Annotated in this window: 16 protein-coding genes; 10 read left to right on the forward strand and 6 right to left on the reverse strand. The window is 58.8% G+C overall.

What is annotated here, in order from left to right; genetic code table 11:
- Window positions 1-65: 65 nt before the first annotated feature.
- A complete protein-coding gene (gene rhaA / locus AB8804_RS09470) occupies window positions 66-1,325 on the reverse strand; it encodes an L-rhamnose isomerase (protein WP_371185312.1) in 1,260 nt (419 codons plus the stop codon).
- Entirely contained in the window at window positions 1,322-2,791 is a 1,470-nt protein-coding gene (rhaB, locus tag AB8804_RS09475) for a rhamnulokinase (RefSeq protein WP_371185314.1), read from the reverse strand. The genes rhaA and rhaB overlap by 4 nt, the downstream gene beginning before the upstream one ends.
- A 301-nt stretch (window positions 2,792-3,092) precedes the next feature.
- On the opposite strand from rhaB, the gene rhaS reads away from it, so the two are divergent.
- Window positions 3,093-3,929 (forward strand): HTH-type transcriptional activator RhaS, encoded by an 837-nt coding sequence (gene rhaS, locus AB8804_RS09480; protein ID WP_371185316.1) that lies wholly within the window; start codon window positions 3,093-3,095, stop codon window positions 3,927-3,929.
- A gap of 73 nt (window positions 3,930-4,002) precedes the next feature.
- Window positions 4,003-4,851, forward strand: a complete 849-nt coding sequence (gene rhaR, locus AB8804_RS09485) for an HTH-type transcriptional activator RhaR (RefSeq protein ID WP_371185318.1) — start codon at window positions 4,003-4,005, stop codon at window positions 4,849-4,851.
- On the opposite strand, the gene rhaT is transcribed toward rhaR, so the two are convergent.
- Window positions 4,852-5,886 (reverse strand): L-rhamnose/proton symporter RhaT, encoded by a 1,035-nt coding sequence (rhaT, locus tag AB8804_RS09490; RefSeq protein ID WP_371185320.1) that lies wholly within the window; start codon window positions 5,884-5,886, stop codon window positions 4,852-4,854.
- Window positions 5,887-6,175: 289 nt separating this feature from the next.
- On the opposite strand from rhaT, the gene sodA reads away from it, so the two are divergent.
- Together sodA and yiiM are read left to right on the forward strand one after the other, a co-directional pair.
- Entirely contained in the window at window positions 6,176-6,796 is a 621-nt protein-coding gene (sodA, locus tag AB8804_RS09495) for a superoxide dismutase [Mn] (RefSeq protein ID WP_371185322.1), read from the forward strand.
- A 66-nt stretch (window positions 6,797-6,862) separates the two neighbouring features.
- On the forward strand, window positions 6,863-7,537 hold the full coding sequence (gene yiiM, locus AB8804_RS09500) for a 6-hydroxyaminopurine reductase (protein WP_371185324.1): 675 nt from the start codon (window positions 6,863-6,865) through the stop codon (window positions 7,535-7,537).
- 98 nt (window positions 7,538-7,635) lie between these two features.
- Here yiiM and cpxA read toward each other — a convergent pair whose 3' ends face one another.
- Window positions 7,636-9,009: an envelope stress sensor histidine kinase CpxA gene (gene cpxA, locus AB8804_RS09505; RefSeq protein WP_371185326.1), complete on the reverse strand. Its 1,374-nt coding sequence runs from the start codon at window positions 9,007-9,009 to the stop codon at window positions 7,636-7,638.
- On the reverse strand, window positions 9,006-9,704 hold the full coding sequence (cpxR, locus tag AB8804_RS09510; RefSeq protein ID WP_371185328.1) for an envelope stress response regulator transcription factor CpxR: 699 nt from the start codon (window positions 9,702-9,704) through the stop codon (window positions 9,006-9,008). The genes cpxA and cpxR overlap by 4 nt, the downstream gene beginning before the upstream one ends.
- Window positions 9,705-9,854: 150 nt before the next feature.
- Here cpxR and cpxP point away from each other — a divergent pair, with 150 nt between their 5' ends.
- From cpxP to AB8804_RS09540, 6 genes are all read left to right on the forward strand, one after another.
- Window positions 9,855-10,361, forward strand: coding sequence for a cell-envelope stress modulator CpxP (gene cpxP, locus AB8804_RS09515; RefSeq protein WP_371185330.1), 507 nt, complete (start codon window positions 9,855-9,857; stop codon window positions 10,359-10,361).
- A gap of 153 nt (window positions 10,362-10,514) precedes the next feature.
- Window positions 10,515-11,408: a CDF family cation-efflux transporter FieF gene (gene fieF / locus AB8804_RS09520; protein ID WP_371185332.1), complete on the forward strand. Its 894-nt coding sequence runs from the start codon at window positions 10,515-10,517 to the stop codon at window positions 11,406-11,408.
- Between the two features lie 174 nt (window positions 11,409-11,582).
- Window positions 11,583-12,545, forward strand: a complete 963-nt coding sequence (gene pfkA / locus AB8804_RS09525) for a 6-phosphofructokinase (RefSeq protein ID WP_152082900.1) — start codon at window positions 11,583-11,585, stop codon at window positions 12,543-12,545.
- A 217-nt stretch (window positions 12,546-12,762) separates the two neighbouring features.
- Window positions 12,763-13,752 (forward strand): sulfate ABC transporter substrate-binding protein, encoded by a 990-nt coding sequence (locus AB8804_RS09530; RefSeq protein WP_371185334.1) that lies wholly within the window; start codon window positions 12,763-12,765, stop codon window positions 13,750-13,752.
- 110 nt (window positions 13,753-13,862) lie between these two features.
- The gene (locus AB8804_RS09535; RefSeq protein WP_371185336.1) at window positions 13,863-14,606 is read left to right on the forward strand and encodes a CDP-diacylglycerol diphosphatase; all 744 of its coding nucleotides are present in this window, start codon (window positions 13,863-13,865) and stop codon (window positions 14,604-14,606) included.
- A gap of 73 nt (window positions 14,607-14,679) precedes the next feature.
- Window positions 14,680-15,984, forward strand: a complete 1,305-nt coding sequence (locus AB8804_RS09540; RefSeq protein WP_371185338.1) for an SLC13 family permease — start codon at window positions 14,680-14,682, stop codon at window positions 15,982-15,984.
- Window positions 15,985-16,085: 101 nt separating this feature from the next.
- On the opposite strand, the gene tpiA is transcribed toward AB8804_RS09540, so the two are convergent.
- Entirely contained in the window at window positions 16,086-16,853 is a 768-nt protein-coding gene (tpiA, locus tag AB8804_RS09545; protein ID WP_234672902.1) for a triose-phosphate isomerase, read from the reverse strand.
- Window positions 16,854-16,861: the final 8 nt, after the last annotated feature.

Raw genomic sequence — 16,861 nt, forward strand, 5'->3', positions numbered from 1 at the left:
CAAAGGGGCGAGGGGATGATTTGCTCCCTCTCCCCTTTGGGGAGAGGGCAGGGGTGAGGGGGCAATTACCCGCGCTGACTCAACACGTCTTTCTCATACGCCCGCACGTTCTCCAGCCACTGGCTGCCCGCAGGCACATCGTTGCGCTGGCAGTACATTTCCCACACCGCCTGCCACGGCAGGGATTTTTGCTCCTCCAGCAGCGCCAGACGGGCGGTGTAGTCGCCGTTTTCCTCAAGCTGTTTCAGCGCGGCGGTAGGCTCCAGCAGCGCGCGCAGCAGGGCTTTCTTCATGTTGCGCGTGCCGATCACCCACGCCGCGATGCGGTTGATAGAGGCGTCGAAGAAGTCGAGGCCGATGTGCACGCGGTCGAACAGATCGTGGCGGATGATTTCGCTGGCAATCGCCTGGGTTTCGTCATCCAGCAGCACCACGTGGTCGCTGTCCCAGCGCACCGGGCGGCTGACGTGCAGCAGCAGGCGCGGCACGTAGAGCATGGCGGCGGAGATTTTGTCCGAGATGACCTCGGTCGGGTGGAAGTGGCCCGCGTCCAGGCACAGAGCGGTCTGGCGGCTGGTGGCGTAGCCCATGTAAAACTCGTTCGAGCCGACGGTGTAGCTCTCCGCGCCGATGCCGAACAGCTTGCTCTCAACGGCGTCGATGTGGTGCGCCGGGTTCAGCTTTTCGCTGATGGCCTCGTCCAGCGCGGCCAGCAGGCGCTGGCGCGGGGCCAGGCGGTCAACGGTGATGTCCTTCATGCCGTCCGGGATCCAGATGTTCATCACCGACGGCGTGCCGAGCTGCTCGCCGAAATACGCCGAGACGCGGCGGCTGGCTTTAACGTGGTCGATCCAGAACTGGCGGATCTCATCGTCCGCGTGGGCGAGGGTAAAACCGTCCGCGCTCAGCGGATGCGAGAAGCAGGACGGGTTAAAGTCCAGCCCCAGACGGTTGGCTTTCGCCCATTCCACCCAGTTTTTAAAGTGCTCGGGCCTGATCTCGTTGCGCTCCACCGGCTCGTCGGACTCCAGATAGATCGCGTGCAGGTTCAGCCGCTTCGGCCCCGGGATCAGGCTCAGCGCCAGTTCGAGATCCGCGCGCAGTTCCGCTGCGCTGCGCGCTTTCCCCGGATAGTTGCCGGTCGCCTGAATGCCACCCGTCAGCGAACCGCCCGGATTTTCAAAACCGGCGACGTCATCGCCCTGCCAGCAGTGCATGGAGACCGGCAGACGGTCAAGCTGGCGCAGCGCCGCGTCGACGTCCACGCCGACGGCGGCGAAACGCTGTTTTGCCAGGTCCCAGGCTTGTTCTAGTTGAGTGGTCATGCGCAAAGCTCCTTTATCAGTCGTTTTTGCTGAAACTGCGCCCGGTAGCGGGCAATCTCATGGCGGGGATTGGGGGTAAAGGTCATCAGGCTGTGGTTCGCCGCGACGACCGCACGGAAATCGTCAACGCTGGTCAGTTCATCCAGGGTCATCAGCTGAACGCCGATATTGCCGAGCGTGGAGGCCTCTACCGGGCCTGCCACCACGGTGATGCCGCAGGCGTCCGCGCAGAGCTGGTTCAGCAGCCGGTTCTGGCAGCCGCCGCCAACGATATGCAGCTGGCTGAACGGCCTGCCGCGCAGGCTCGCCAGCTCGCCCAGGACGTCGGCATACAGCAGCGCGAGGCTGTCAAAGATGCAGCGCGCCAGCTCCGCGGGCCGGGACGGGACCGGCTGTCCGGCCTCGACGCAGGCGGCCTGGATCTCGGCGCTCATGTGCGCCGGGTTGATAAAGCGATCGTCGTTGGGGTTGATCAGGTACGAGCAGGCGGCGAGCGTCTCCGTCTCGGCGATAAGCGCGGGCAGATCGGTCACGTTCTGCTCCTTCAGCACCCGCTGCAGCAGCCACAGCCCCATAATGTTTTTCAGCACCCGGTAGCGGCCTTCCGCGCCGCCCTCGTTGGTGATGTTCGCCGCCATCGCCGCGTCGCTGGTGTAGGGCGTTTTGCTCTCAAACCCCATCAGTGACCAGGTGCCGGAGGAGAGATAGGCCGCGTCCGCGTCGGCGAGCGGCGAGGCGATGACCGCGCTGGCGGTATCGTGGCTCGCCACGGCAACAACCGGGATCGGATTGCCCTGCGGGCATATCCAGCGGCCGATCACGTTGCCGGGATGGGTCGGCGTGCCGAACCACGACGCCGGGGCGCCCGTCCAGTCCAGCAGGGTTTCATCCCAGGCGTCGGAGTTGATGTTCACCAGCTGGGTGGTGGTGGCGTTGGTGTATTCCCAGTTGAGGTTGCCGGTCAGGCGATAGCTCAGGTAGTCCGGGATCAGCAGCGCGTGCGCCGCGCGGTCCACCGTTTCCGGCTGCTGCTCGACCAGCGCGCGCAGCTGGTACAGGGTGTTGAAAGGTAAAAACTGAATGCCGCTGCGCCCGTAGATCGCCTCTTTACCGAGCCGGGCAACGGCCTGCGCCATCACGCCGTCGGTGCGGCCGTCGCGATAGGACACCGGCAGCCCGACGCGCTCGCCGCGCTCGTCCAGCAGCACAAAGTCCACGCCCCAGGTATCAATGCCGATGCTGTCGATCAGGATCCCGGCGTCGCAGACCTTTTGCAGCCCGGTGCGGATCTCTGCTTCCAGGCCGTCGATATCCCAGGTTTCAAAACCGTCCTGCTTTTGGAGGCAGTTCGTAAAGCGGTGCATTTCACGCAGCGACAGCGCGCGCTGGCTACCGTCCCAGGTGGCCAGCATGACGCGCCCGCTGGATGCGCCTAAATCAACAGCCACACAATGGCGAAAAGTCATGATCGGGTCCTTCTTCAGGTCATTACCGGTGAGTGTAAAAAGGGCCGATAAATGACGCCTTCTCGCCAGTGACAGCGGAAAACAGCGGCTGGCAAGAAAGCAAAGGTGAACGTGAGGCAGTTCACAGTTTCCCGCTGTGGCGCGCTTTTGGGGCAGTGTGACGCTTCCCGCATTTCCCGATCTTTCCGCCGGTTTCTTAAAAAACGGGCGGGTTTTGCGCGCTTTGCTGCCGAAAATTTAAGGTGCGGGGGGAGGGCGTTAATTACTATTTTGAGAACATTTCTCATTAGTGGTGGCCGACATGACCGTACTACACAGCGTGGATTTTTTTCCTTCGGAAGGGTCGCCCGTTGCGATTGAGCCGCGGCTTCCCCAGGCGTCATTTCCTGAACATCATCATGATTTTCATGAAATTGTGATTGTTGAGCACGGCACGGGCATTCATGTCTTTAACGGGCAGCCGTACACCATCTGCGGAGGAACGGTCTGCTTCGTGCGCGATCACGACAGGCACCTTTATGAACATACCGACAACCTTTGCCTGACCAACGTGCTCTATCGATCCCCGGACGCGTTCCAGTTTCTTGCGGGGCTTAACCAGCTTTTGCCTCAGGAAAAGGACGGGCATTATCCGTCGCACTGGCGGATCAACCAGGCCACGCTGCAGCAGGTGCGCCTGCTGGTGAGCCAGCTCGAGCAGAGCGAAGAGGGGCCGGAGACGCACGCCCTTGCCGCGCGCGAGCTGCTGTTTATGCAGCTGCTGGTGCTGCTGCGCCGCAGTAGCCTGGTGGAGGGAATGGGAAACAACGATGCGCGGCTGAATCAGCTGATGGCCTGGCTGGAGGAACATTTTGCCGAGGACGTCTGCTGGGAGACGCTGGCGGATGATTTCTCCCTATCGCTGCGCACCCTGCATCGCCAGCTTAAGCAGAACACCGGGCTAACGCCCCAGCGCTACCTCAACCGGCTGCGCTTGATTAAGGCGCGCCACCTGCTGCGCCACACGGACGAAAGCGTAACGGACATCGCCTATCGCTGCGGGTTTGGCGACAGTAACCACTTTTCGACGCTTTTTCGCCGCGAGTTTAGCTGGTCGCCGCGCGATATTCGCCAGGGCAAAGACGTGACGCTTCAGTAACGCGAGGATAATCACCGTATTCCCGGCGTAAAAACGCTAATAATGTCGGGTTATTCACCGTTGAGGTTAGGGTGTGGTCGCTCAGTTAACGCTTCGCAAAGATGATTTTTTTGCCTCTGCCGGACAAGCCGTCGCGGTGGCCGATCGCTACCCGCAAAACGTCTTTGCGGAACATACCCACGAGTTTTGCGAGCTGGTGCTGGTGTGGCGGGGGAACGGCCTGCACGTGCTCAACGACAGACCCTACCGGATTACGCGTGGCGATCTGTTTTACATCCGCGCGGAGGATAAACACTCTTACGCCTCGGTGAACGATCTCGTTTTACAAAACGTCATTTACTGCCCTGACCGCCTGCGGCTTAACGTCGACTGGGCCGCCAGCATTCCCGGCTTCAACGATGCGAAAAGTACGCCGCACTGGCGGCTGAGCAGCAGCGGCATGACCCAGGTTCGCCAGCTGATTTCCCAGCTCGAGCAGGAGAGCCATAAGGCCGACCCGGTTGCCCATTCGATGTCGGAACTGCTTTTTGCCCAGCTGGTGATGACCCTCCGGCGCCACCGTTTTGCCGCCGATAATCCGTCTGCAACGGCGCAGGAAACCCCGCTGGACAAACTTATCACGACGCTTGCGGGCAGCCTGAACCGCAGCTTTGCGCTGGAAAAATTTTGCGAGCAGGCCCAGTGCAGCGAGCGCGTTCTGCGCCAGCAGTTTCGCGCCCAGACGGGGATGACGGTCAACCACTACCTGCGCCAGCTGCGGATTTGCCACGCGCAGTATTTGCTGCAGCATACGGAGCAGATGGTGAGCGAAGTGGCGATGCGCTGCGGGTTTGAGGACAGCAATTACTTCTCCGTGGTCTTTAACCGCGAGGTTGGGATGACGCCGGTTCAGTGGCGCCATCGCAGTCGTAAAGTCGCGTAGTCAGTTTGCCATGCCGAGGCCGACAATATTGGCGGCAATAATGATCACCACGCAGCCCAGGCTCAGCACGCCGACCGGGCGACGGCCCGCGTTGTTCCACTCTTTCAGAATCAGCCCTACCAGCCCGCCGCACAGCACGTAGAAGCTCATGTGCAGCATCCAGCTCATGTAGTCGTACTGCGGCGGGATGCTGGCGTGCCCCCAGGCATAGAAGAAGAACTGCAGATACCACATCAGGCCGCCGAGCGCGGAAAGCAGGACGTTGCTGATAAGAAGTGATTTTGCCAGCGAGAAGTCGGCTTTTACCGACAGGTCCTTCACTTTTGCCAGACGAATGAAGCAGAAGCCGAGGTTAACCAGCGCCCCGCCGCCCATGATCACCACGTAGCTCGGCAGCGCCACGTACAGCGGGTCAACGCCCAGCGCGGCGGCGGCGTCATGCATCGGTTTAGCGGCGTTCATGGCGAACGACATTCCGGCCGAGAAGATGCCGCACATCACCGCCAGCACCAGCCCTTTCTTCAGGTTAAACTCTTCCGCCCTGATGCCCATCTTGCGCTCTTTCAGCTGGCCCGCGCGGGTCACGATGCCCACGCCGATAACCGCTACCAGCACGCCCAGCAGCGTCATTCGCCCGCCCCGGGTGTTAATCAGCACGTCGAAATTACCGTTGATGATCGGCGTCATCAGGGTGCCGACGATCAGGGTGATGCCAATCGCAATGCCGATGCCCATCGACATGCCGAGATAGCGCATGGTCAGGCCGTAGTTGATGTTGCCAATCCCCCACATCGCGCCGAACAGGAACACCGGCAGCAGGGTCGAGGCGCTGAAGGAGGAGAAGTAGCCCCAGAAATCCGGAAGCAGCATGGCGCTGATGGTCCAGGGCAGAATCAGCCACGACACCGTGCCGCCCACGGACCACATGGTTTCCCATGACCAGTGCCTGACCTTTTTGAACGGGGCATAGAAACAGGCCGCGCTGGCCGCGCCGATTAAATGCCAGAAAATCCCCATCGTAATCGCATGATTCATGTTCACATCCTCATCGTTTTTATCGGCTGGTGGTGTCCCACTCTCACGATGAGTGTAAAAATTAGGCGATTTTATGACCTTCAAGCGGTTGCCGCCTCCGGGTCACGGGTGGCAATCAGCCCGTTAACCGCGTGAGCAGACTCACAATTTCGCTATTGATCAAAAATTCAATAACCTTATAGAAAGTACGGCATTGATAATCATTTTCAATATCATTTAATTAACTATAATGAACCAACTGCTTACGCGGCATTAACAGCTGTGCCGCCCGACAATAATGGAGAGGATTATGAGTTATACACTGCCATCCCTGCCGTATGCCTACGACGCACTGGAACCGCATTTCGACAAGCAGACGATGGAAATCCATCACACTAAACACCACCAGACCTACGTGAACAACGCGAACGCCGCGCTGGAAAGCCTGCCAGAGTTCGCTAACCTGCCGGTTGAAGAGCTGATCGCCAAGCTGGACCAGCTGCCAGCGGACAAGAAAACCGTACTGCGCAACAACGCGGGCGGCCACGCTAACCACAGCCTGTTCTGGAAAGGCCTGAAAACCGGTACCACCCTGCAGGGCGACCTGAAAGCGGCTATCGAGCGCGATTTCGGCTCCGTAGACAACTTCAAAGCGGAATTCGAAAAAGCCGCTGCGACCCGTTTCGGCTCCGGCTGGGCGTGGCTGGTACTGAAAGGCGACAAGCTGGCGGTGGTTTCTACCGCGAACCAGGACTCCCCGCTGATGGGTGAAGCAATCTCTGGCGCATCCGGCTTCCCAATCGTGGGCCTGGACGTGTGGGAACACGCTTACTACCTGAAATTCCAGAACCGCCGCCCGGACTACATCAAAGCCTTCTGGGACGTGGTGAACTGGGACGAAGCCGCAGCGCGTTTCGCCGCGAAAAAATAAGGTTGCATTGACCTGACTGAGAAGCGAGTCTTATGGCTCGCTTTTTTTGTATCTGAAGGAGTAGATATGCACTATCCGGTGAATGTGTTTACGGGCAGGGTCAGGGACTACGACGGCAGCCGCCCGAGCGCCATTGCTAAAATTCAGGTCGACGGCGAGCTGACGTTAACCGACCTCGGGCTGGCGGGCGACGAGCAGGCCGAGAAGAAAATCCACGGCGGGCCCGATCGCGCGCTGTGCCACTATCCGCGCGAGCACTATCAGCACTGGATAGCCGAGTTCCCGGAGCAGGCGGAGCTGTTTGTTGCGCCCGCGTTTGGTGAGAATCTCTCCACCGACGGGCTGACCGAAAAGAACGTTTTTATCGGTGATATCTTCCGCTGGGGCGAGGCCCTGATTCAGGTGACGCAGCCGCGCTCGCCGTGCTTTAAGCTCAACTTCCATTTTGGCATTCCGGATATGTCAGAGCAGCTGCAAAACGCGGGCAAAACCGGCTGGCTCTATCGCGTGGTGCAGGCGGGGCCGGTTTCGGCGGACGCGCCTCTTGAGCTGGCGTCACGCCTGAGCGACGTGTCGGTGTACGATGCCTGCGCGATTGCGTGGCATATGCCGTTCGACGATGAACAGTATCACCGCCTGCTGTCGGCGGCGGGGCTTTCGACAAGCTGGACCAGAACGATGCAGAAGCGGCGGATTAGCGGCAAGATCGAGGATAATTCGCGGAGATTGTGGGGGAGATAAGGCTACGCCTTACCCCTCACCCTAACCCTCTCCCCAAAGGGGAGAGGGGACTTGAACACCCTCGCCACTTTGGGGAGAGGGCCGGGGTGAGGGGAAAACTACGAACGCTTATACAGCGGCAGCCACAGCGTTAACCGCAGACCACCCAGCGGGCTGTCGTCGGCTTTCACCCAGCCGCGGTGCTGCTGCATCGCGGTTTCGACAATCGCCAGCCCCAGCCCCGTGCCGCCGGATTCGCGGTCGCGCGCCTCATCGGTACGGTAGAACGGACGGAAAATCTGCTCGCGATCTTCCGGACTCACGCCCGGACCGTCGTCGTCCACGATGATGGTGATCCCGTCTTTATCCACCGAGAACGCCACCTCAATCTTCGTGTGCGAGTAGCGCAGGGCGTTACGCACGATGTTCTCCAGCGCGCTTTCCAGCGCGTTAGGGTTACCGTACAGCGGCCATGGCCCCGGCGGGAAGTTGACGGTAAACGATTTGCCCATCTGCTCGGCTTCGAACGCGGCGTTGTCCAGCACCTCATGCCACAGATGGTTCGCCTTCACCGTTTCGCTCACCAGCGCGTTTTTCTGCTGGTTGCGCGACATCACCAGCAGATCGTTGATCATGCTGTCCAGACGATGGGCTTCGGTTTCAATACGCTCCAGCTCTTTGCTCTCACCGCTGCGGCGGCGCAGCAGGGCGGTGCCGAGCTGGAGTCGCGTCAGCGGGGTGCGCAGCTCGTGGGAGATATCGGAGAGCAATCGCTGCTGCGCCGTCATCATGCGGTCCAGGGCGCTCACCATCTGGTTAAAGCTGGTGCCCGCGGCGAGAAACTCCTGCGGCCCGGCTTCCAGTTCAGGATGCTGCCTCAGGTTCCCCTGCGCCACTTCGTCTGCGGCATTTTTCAGCTTGCGCGCCGGCTTCGCCAGGCTCCACGCCAGCCACAGCAGCAGCGGCGAACTGACCAGCATCGTGACGATCAGCAGCAGAAGCGGGCGGTCAAACAGGAGATTGATAAAGTCGGACTGTGAGCTGCTGGCAGGGCGAATCAGATAGAGCTGGTAGTTATCTTCCCCGTCCCGGACCGAGAAGGGGCCGACCATTTCTACCCGACCGTATTTCTTCTTCTGCGGGTGATCGGCGTTATCCGCCTGGCCGATAAAGTTGCGGATAATCTGCATTTCGTTGCGATCGGCGCCGATGACGCGGCCTTCGCTGGTCACCAGCAGCAGGCGTTGTCCGGGCGGTGCCCACTTGTCGATAGCGCGAAACAGCCTGCGCCACCACATCAAATCGTTTGGCGGATCGTTTGCCAGCTCGGCTTCCACGTGCTGCTCGATCATCACGCCCTGACGTTGCTCGCTGTCGAGCAGCTCCGTCATCTGGCGTGAGTCGAGTTTTGGCAGCATTAAAACGAGCATCAAAACCAGTGCCAGCGTCAGCCAGAAGATGGCGAAGATGCGGGCGGTTAAGCTTCCTATCATGAAGCGGAAACCATCAGATAGCCGCGGCCGCGCAGCGTTTTAAACCACGGGTGGCCGTCTTTGCGCTCCGGCAGCTTACGGCGCAAGTTAGAGATATGCATGTCGATGGCGCGGTCAAACGGCGTGAGGCGCTTGCCCAGCACTTCCTGGCTTAAATGTTCACGCGATACCACCTGGCCAAGATGCTGCGCCAGCAAATACAGCAGGGTGAACTCGGTGCCCGTTAGTTCCAGCGCTTCGCCGTCAAAGCTCGCTTCCTGACGGCCCGGGTTCAGGCTCAGGGAGTCTACTTCCAGCGTCGGTGAGCTGTTGTCCGTGTTCTGCTGCTGTTCGCTCCAGTGGGAACGACGCAGGATAGCGCGAATACGGGCCACCAGTTCACGGTCGTTGAACGGTTTGGGTAAGTAGTCATCTGCGCCCAGCTCAAGGCCAAGCACGCGGTCAAGCTCGCTGCCGCGCGCGGTCAGCATGATAACGGGGGTCTGGTGCGTCTGGCGAAGCTCTTTCAACGTATCAATGCCGTTTTTCTTCGGCATCATGACGTCGAGCAAGAGCAGATCGATGCTGTCGTCAAGGAGACTCAGCGCCTGTTCGCCATCATGGGCGACCAGAACGTTGAAACCTTCCATGTCGAGCAACTCCTTTAAAAGGGATGTGAGCTCTCGGTCATCATCAACTAACAGGATTTTATTCATTGTTTAAATACCTCCGAGGCAGAAATTACGACATCAAGGCTATCTAATCCATGACTTTACGTTGTTTTACACCCCCTGACGCATGTTTGCAGCCTGAATCGTAGACTGTCTCTCGTTGAATCGCGACACGAAAGATTTTGGGAGCAAGTGATGCGCAAAGTTACCGCTGCCGTCATGGCCTCAACGCTGGCGTTCAGTGCGTTTAGCCAGGCTGCTGTAACGATGGTCGGCGATATCGGTTCCTCAGCGGAGGGTACCACGCAGCACAGCAGCCAAAGCCATATGTTTGACGGCATAAGTTTAACCGAACAACAGCGTCAACAGATGCGAGATCTGATGCAGAGGGCACGACACGATAAGCCCCCTGTTAATGTTAGCGAAATGGAGACAATGCATCGCCTTGTCACCGCAGAAAATTTTGATGAAAGCGCCGTGCGCGCCCAGGCAGAAAGAATGGCGCAGGAACAGGTGGCTCGCCAGGTCGAAATGGCCAGAGTGCGCAACCAGATGTTCCAGCTGCTAACGCCCGAGCAGCAGGCGGTTTTAAATGAAAAACATCAGCAGCGAATGGACCAGCTGCGTGAGGTTGCTCGGATGCAGCGAAGCTCAGATATGACGCTTTTCAGTAGCAATAGCAACACCCGTAGTAACCAGTAAACCCTGTTTTCCTTGCCATAGACACCATCCCTGTCTTCCCCCACATGATGTGGGGGTTTTTTTTGCCCTTCGTTCAGACTCGTTAACCGTTTATTCATCCTGTGATCCCCTACGCATCCGTTATACTAGCGCCATAGCATGACAGGAGCGTTTATGAATCAATCCTATGGACGGCTGGTAAGCCGGGCGGCAATCGCGGCGACCGTTATGGCGTCTTGCTTGCTGATTATTAAGATTTTCGCGTGGTGGTATACCGGCTCGGTCAGTATTCTGGCGGCGCTGGTCGACTCTGTGGTGGATATTGCCGCCTCGCTGACTAACTTACTTGTAGTGCGCTATTCCCTGCAGCCTGCGGACGAAGAGCATACGTTCGGTCACGGTAAGGCGGAATCCCTGGCCGCGCTGGCGCAGAGCATGTTTGTTTCAGGCTCCGCGCTGTTCCTGTTTTTGACCGGTATCCAGCATCTGGTTTCACCGACGCCGATGAAAGATCCGGGCGTGGGCGTTGGGGTGACGGTTATTGCACTTATTAGCACTCTCGTTCTTGTAACGTTCCAGCGCTGGGTGGTAAGAAAAACACAAAGCCAGGCGGTACGGGCGGATATGCTTCATTATCAGTCTGATGTTATGATGAACGGCGCTATTCTTATTGCGCTCGGTCTGGCCTGGTATGGCTGGCATCGGGCCGATGCGCTGTTTGCGTTAGGGATTGGGATCTATATTTTGTATAGCGCCTTACGGATGGGGTACGAGGCGGTGCAATCGCTTCTTGACCGTGCGCTTCCCGATGCAGAACGTAATGACATTTATACCCTCGTGACCTCCTGGCCCGGCGTCAGCGGTGCTCACGATCTTCGAACGCGGCAGTCAGGGCCGACCCGCTTTATTCAGATTCATATAGAAATGGAAGACAACCTGCCGCTGGTTCAGGCTCACGTGATTGCTGAGCAGGTCGAGCAGGCGATTTTGCAGCGTTTTCCTGGTTCAGACGTCATTATTCACCAGGACCCGTGCTCGGTTGTTCCCGGACGCGTTGAGCTTACGTAATTCGTTGTAAAAAAGTGAGCCAGGCCAGCATTTTGTGTATAAATTACCGCCTTTTGGTCTGACCTGAATCAATTCAGCTGGAAGGGATTGATATACTATTTGCAGTATTCGTTGGTCGAACGGTTTCTTCCGGCAACAGATTTCAATTTTGCATTCCTAAGTTCAGAGGTAGTCATGATTAAGAAAATCGGTGTGTTGACAAGCGGCGGTGATGCGCCGGGCATGAATGCGGCAATTCGTGGGGTTGTCCGTGCAGCGCTAACGGAAGGCCTGGAAGTATTTGGTATCTATGACGGTTATCTGGGCCTGTACGAAGATCGTATGGTTCAACTCGACCGCTACAGCGTTTCTGACATGATTAACCGCGGCGGCACCTTCCTCGGCTCTGCACGCTTCCCGGAATTCCGTGACGAGCACGTTCGCGAAGTGGCTATCGAAAACATGAAAAAACGTGGCCTCGATGCGCTGGTCGTTATCGGCGGCGACGGTTCTTACATGGGTGCAAAACGCCTGACTGAAATGGGCTTCCCGTGCATCGGCCTGCCGGGCACCATCGACAACGACATCAAAGGCACCGACTACACCATCGGTTTCTTCACCGCCCTGGGCACCGTTGTTGAAGCGATTGACCGCCTGCGCGACACCTCTTCTTCTCACCAGCGTATCTCCATCGTTGAAGTGATGGGCCGCTACTGCGGCGACCTGACGCTGGCTGCGGCCATTGCCGGCGGCTGCGAGTTCATCGTGGTGCCGGAAGTTGAATTTAGCCGTGAAGACCTGGTGGCTGAAATCAAAGCGGGCATCGCAAAAGGTAAGAAACACGCTATCGTGGCGATCACCGAGCACATCTGCGACGTAGACGAGCTGGCGAAGTATATCGAAACCGAAACCAAGCGCGAAACCCGTGCGACCGTTCTGGGCCACATCCAGCGCGGCGGTTCCCCGGGTCCATACGACCGCATCCTGGCGTCCCGTATGGGCGCGTACGCTATCGATCTGCTGCTGCAGGGCCACGGCGGCCGCTGCGTCGGCATTCAGAACGAAAAACTGGTTCACCATGACATCATCGACGCCATTGAAAACATGAAGCGTCCGTTCAAAGGTGACTGGCTGGACTGCGCGAAAAAACTGTACTGATCGGCGTTTGTTTTGTGCCGGGTGGCGGCTTCGCCTTACCCGGCCTACAAAAGCACGGTTCGTAGGCCCGGTAAGCGAAGCGCCACCGGGCTTTTTTGTCCGCACAATTTGCCTTTTTATTCCACCACGTTATAGCCAATCTTTTTTTATTCTTTAATCATCGATTCCGTTTCTGGCACGCTGCATTCATCAAAACACTGCATAAGAGAGCTGGGCGATGAATAAATGGGGCGTGGGGTTAACATTATTGCTGGCATCGACCAGCGTGCTGGCAAAAGACATTCAGCTGCTGAACGTGTCGTACGACCCGACGCGCGAGCTGTACGACCAATACAACAAGGCCTTTGCGGCACACTACAAGCAGGAAACCGGCGATAACGTGGTGATTCGCCAGTCTCACGGCGGCTCGGGCAAGCAGGCAACGTCTGTTATCAACGGCATTGAAGCGGACGTGGTGACGCTGGCGCTGGCCTATGACGTGGATGCTATCGCCGAGCGCGGCCGTATTGATAAAAACTGGATCAAACGCCTGCCGGACAACTCCGCGCCTTACACGTCTACCATCGTTTTCCTGGTGCGTAAGGGCAACCCGAAGCAGATTAAGGACTGGAACGATCTGGTAAAACCTGGCGTGTCCGTGATTACCCCGAACCCGAAAAGCTCCGGCGGCGCGCGCTGGAACTATCTGGCGGCCTGGGGTTACGCCCTGCACCACAACAACGGCGACCAGGCTAAAGCGCAGGAATTTGTGAAGGCGCTGTTCAAAAACGTCGAAGTGCTGGACTCCGGCGCGCGCGGCGCAACCAATACCTTCGTCGAGCGCGGCATCGGTGACGTGCTGATCGCCTGGGAAAACGAAGCCCTGCTGGCAACCAACGAGCTGGGTAAAGACAAGTTCGAGATCGTGACGCCAAGCGAGTCTATCCTCGCGGAACCTACCGTTTCCATCGTCGATAAAGTGGTCGAGAAAAAAGACACCAAAGCGGTGGCGGAAGCCTACCTGAAGTATCTCTACTCGCCGGAAGGCCAGGAGATCGCGGCGAAGAACTTCTATCGCCCGCGCGATCCGGCCGTGGCGAAGAAGTACGACGGCGAGTTCCCGAAACTGAAGCTCTTCACCATTGACGAAGAGTTCGGCGGCTGGACCAAAGCGCAGAAAGAGCACTTCTCCAACGGCGGGACGTTCGACCAGATCAGCAAGCGCTAGATCATTAATACGCAATGACGTTGCGACCCGGCGTGAGAAATCCGCCGGGTTTTTATTTGGTCATCATTTTGCGTTACTCTTTCGCTTCTGACGAAAACAGGGAACGCGCTGTGAAAAAAATAGTCCTGCTGGTTTTGATTATCATTGTGGCTGCTGCGGGCGGCGGGTACTGGCTGAAGGCCGGTAATTCGGATGCGCTACGCCATATTGTTTTCGACCAATGTCTGCCTAATCAGCTTAAAAACGACAACCCGGCGCCGTGTGCGCAGGTGAAGCCGGACGCGGGATACGTCGTCTTTAAAGACCGCAACGGGCCGCTGCAGTATCTGCTGATGCCGACATACCGCATCAACGGCACCGAAAGCCCGCTGCTGACCGAGCCCCAAACGCCCAACTTCTTCTGGCTGGCGTGGCAGTCCCGCAATTTTATGAGCATGAAGCGCGGCTCAGACGTCCCGGACAGCGCAATTTCGCTGACGATCAACTCCCCGACCGGACGCACGCAGAATCACTTCCACATTCACATCTCCTGCCTGCGCCCGGACGTGCGTGAAAAGCTGGATGCTGGCCAGGGCAAAATCAGCACCCAGTGGCTGCCGTTCCCCGGCGGGCTGGAGGGGCATGAATATCTTGCGCGCCGCGTAACGGAGGCCGAGCTGGTGCAGCGCAGCCCGTTCATGATGCTGGCGGAAGAGCTGCCGGAAGCGCGCGGCCACATGGGGCGCTTCGCGCTGGCCATGGTTCAGCAGTCGGACGGTTCGTTCGTCCTGCTGGCGACGGAGCGGAACCTGCTGGCGCTCAACCGCGCCTCCGCCGAGGAATTGCAGGATCATCAATGCACTATCCTGAAGTGACCCCACCATAAATAGCGTTTACTCGCCCTGCCTGTCGCCGTAGACTTGCTGAAAAAATCTACAGGAGACAGGCATGTCGCTCTGGTTTTCTCACCCTCTGTTTCTGCCCTCGCTGATCGTCGGCGTCACCATCGTGCTGTGGGCGACGTCGCTGCTTCCGGAATTTATCACCGCGCTGCTATTCTTTACGGCGGCGATGACCGCCAAAATTGCGCCGCCGGAGGTGATTTTCGGCGGCTTTGCCTCGTCGGCGTTCTGGCTGGTGTTCAGCGGCTTTGTGCTGGGCGTAGCGATCCGCAAAACCGGTCTGGCGGACAGGGCGGCGCGGGCGCTGTCGGCAAAGCTCACCGACTCCTGGGTGCTGATGGTGGCGAGCGTGGTGCTGCTGAGCTACGCGCTGGCGTTTGTTATGCCGTCGAACATGGGGCGCATTGCGCTGCTGATGCCCATCGTCGCGGCGATGGCGAAACGCGCCGGCATTGCCGACGGGTCGCGCGCCTGGTTTGGCCTGGCGCTGGCCGTCGGGTTCGGCACCTTCCAGCTCTCCGCCACCATTCTGCCTGCCAACGTCCCCAACCTGGTGATGAGCGGCGCGGCGGAAGGGTCGTACGGCATTCATCTCAACTACGTGCCTTATCTCCTGCTGCACACGCCCGTGCTCGGCATTCTTAAAGGATTAATTCTGATCGGCCTGATCTGCTGGCTGTTCCCCGGCAGTCCAAAACCGCCGAAAGACGTCGCGCCGTCTGAACCCATGGGGCGCGATGAAAAGCGTCTGGCCTGGCTGCTGGCGGTGGTGCTGGTGATGTGGGTGACGGAGAGCTGGCACGGCGTTGGGCCCGCCTGGACGGGGCTGGCGGCGTCGGTCATCGTGATGCTGCCGCGAATTGGCTTTATCACCGGGGAAGAGTTCTCGGCGGGCGTGAATATGCGCACCTGTATTTACGTCGCGGGCATTCTCGGGCTGGCGATCACGGTCACGCAAACCGGCATCGGCGCGGCGGTGGGCGAGGCGCTGCTCAGGATCATGCCGCTGGACGCCGACAGGCCGTTTACCAGCTTCCTGGCGCTGACGGGGATCACCACCGCGCTCAACTTCATCATGACGGCCAACGGCGTGCCGGCGCTGTACACCACGCTGGCGCAGAGCTTCTCGGACGCGACCGGCTTTCCGCTGCTGTCGGTGATTATGATTCAGGTGCTGGGGTATTCCACGCCGCTGCTGCCGTATCAGGCGTCGCCGATCGTAGTGGCGATGGGGCTAGGGAAGGTGCCTGCAAAGGCGGGAATGGCGCTCTGTCTGGCGCTGGCGGTGGCAACCTATCTGGTGCTGCTGCCGCTGGACTATCTGTGGTTTAGCGCGCTGGGAAAAGTGTAGTTCGGTGCGAGGTGTTTCCCCTCACCCCAACCCTCTCCCGAAGGGAGAGGGAGGAGAAGAGCGTAGGGCGGGTAAGCGAAGCGCCACCCGCCGCAGGGCAATTACGCCTGTTTAGCCGCTTCTGCTGCTTTAACGATCACCGCGAAAGCGTCTGCTTTCAGGGATGCGCCGCCAACCAGCGCGCCGTCGATGTCCGGCTGGGTGAACAGCTCAGCGGCGTTCGCTGCGTTAACGGAACCGCCGTACTGAATGATAACCTGCTCAGCCACTTTCGCGTCTGCTTTAGCAATGTGGTCACGGATGAATTTGTGAACCGCCTGCGCCTGTGCTGGGGTGGCTGATTTGCCGGTACCGATCGCCCAAACCGGCTCGTAGGCGATTACTGCGCCTTCGAACGCTGCCGCGCCCTGAGTTTTCAGCACCGCGTCGATCTGACGTGCGCACACTTCTTCGGTTTTACCCGCTTCGTTTTCCGCTTCGGTTTCACCGATGCACAGAACCGGGATCAGACCCTGCTCTTTCAGCACCGCGAATTTCTTCGCGATGAACTCGTCGGATTCTTTGTGGTAGGTGCGACGCTCGGAGTGGCCGATGATGATGTATTTCGCGCCGATATCTTTCAGCATTTCAGCGGAGGTTTCACCGGTGAATGCGCCAGACAGGTTAACGTCAACGTTCTGCGCACCCAGTACGATGTGGCTGCCGTCAGCGGCACGTTTAGCCAGATCCAGGTACATATCCGGCGGAGCGATAGCAACCGCGCAGCCGGTCACGCCAGCCAGCTCTTTACGCAGGTTAGCAACCAGTTCGTTTACCATGTGGCGGCTGCCGTTCAGTTTCCAGTTACCCATCACTAAAGGATGTCGCATTTCAATTC

The organism is Enterobacter sp. KBR-315C3_2022, assembly GCF_041399425.1.
Lineage (GTDB): Bacteria > Pseudomonadota > Gammaproteobacteria > Enterobacterales > Enterobacteriaceae > Enterobacter.